Source organism: Microcoleus sp. BM001215392 (genome assembly GCF_036700185.1).
Classification (GTDB): domain Bacteria; phylum Cyanobacteriota; class Cyanobacteriia; order Cyanobacteriales; family Microcoleaceae; genus Microcoleus.
Genome location: NZ_JAUBOJ010000698.1, coordinates 1 through 1,522 on the forward strand (window position 1 = coordinate 1; position 1,522 = coordinate 1,522).

The 1,522-nt window shown below is 51.2% G+C and carries 1 pseudogene; it reads left to right on the forward strand.

What is annotated here, in order from left to right:
* Positions 1 to 30: 30 nt before the first annotated feature.
* Positions 31 to 1,371 (forward strand): annotated as a pseudogene (locus QT974_RS34260) (FAD-dependent oxidoreductase); the annotation flags it as partial.
* Between the last annotated feature and the right edge of the window lie 151 nt (positions 1,372 to 1,522).

Here is a 1,522-nt window from a genome sequence, read left to right on the forward strand (position 1 = left end):
CCCCCTTAGCATGGGGGGGCTAGGGGGGGTGCGGATTGGTTCGTGGTAGATGCGACTGAAACAGGCGAATTAATCGGACTTGCCGATGTTCCCTACCGCCTGGGAATTGACCCGCGTTCTCCTCTGGAACCTTCCTCCGCCAGCCCCAGCGGCGACGCTTACTGCACTCAAGGTTTTACCTACACTTTTGCCATGGAGGCAACCAAGGAACCGCAACAGCATCAACAGCCGTCTTTCTATCAACAATACGCTCCTTACTACAGTTATGAATTAGCGAGATTAGCTAGTTTTCCGCTCGTTTTTAGCTACCGCCAAATTAGGAGCATGAGACCGGATGAGCCGCGCCCTGCCGACCCGAAGCAATTCCCGATTTATCCTGGGGATATTTCCATGCAAAACTGGACGTGGGGGAATGACTACCGTCCGGGTTCTGCTCAGGATAATTTAATTTATTCTCGATCGCAATTGGCAGCAAACGGTCAACTGCAACCGGGCGGCTGGATGGGCGGTTTGCGCGCGGAAACTTTGCGCCGGGGCGAAGAAAATGCTAAAGGATATTTCTACTGGCTGGTAGCAGGAACTACTGACTCGCAATTAGGTAATGGAGTCAAAAAGCCTTATCCTAACAATCGCTTTTTGAGCGGCTTGGATTCGCCGATGGGGACGGTGCACGGACTTTCTAAGTATCCTTATATGCGCGAGGGGCGGCGGATTATTGGGCGGCCGAGTTTGACTCAGCCTCAAGGTTTTACGGTGTGGGAAGTTGATATGTCTCGCAATGATTTTAAGACGGATTTTTACCGCCAGAATTTGTCGGAACAAGAGTATCGCAATTTGTGGCTGGCTTTGGGAGGCTTGAATGCGCCGGCTTTGGCTGTGGGAAGTCAGTCTGTTGAGGATACTAAATCCCGATCGCGCGCCACGATTTATCCTGATAGTGTGGGTATCGGTCATTATGCGATCGACTTTCACCCCTGCATGACCAACAGCCCGCCAGAAGCACCGGGAAACACCGAACGCGAAGGAACTCGCAAAGGTCAAGGATCAGCTTATCCGTTCCAAATTCCGCTGCGGGCAATGATTCCTCAGAAAATTGACAATATGTTAGTGGCGGGTAAAAGTATTGCTGTCAGCCACACGGCCGCGGCTGCTTATCGAGTGCATTCCTTTGAATGGTCTGCTGGGGCTGCTGCGGGAGTTACCGCCGCTTTTTCCCTAGAAAACGGGATTTTACCCTATGAATTGGTGGACGAATTGCCGTCCCGCGAGCCAAATTTGGAGGCTTTACAGTTGCGGTTGCAGCAAAATAAGAATCCTATCGCCTTTCCGGGTACTTCTATTTTTAATAGTTCGTGGCAAAACTGGAAATAAATAAGAAGTCAGTTGTCAGTTGTCAGAAGAGAAATGGAAGTCGTCCGATGGAAGTCGTCCGATGGAAGTCCGAAGAAGGAAAAAAGAGGATTGTTCCCATTCTCCCCCTCTCCCTCTGCCATTCTCCCCCTCTCCCCCTCTCCCCCTCTCC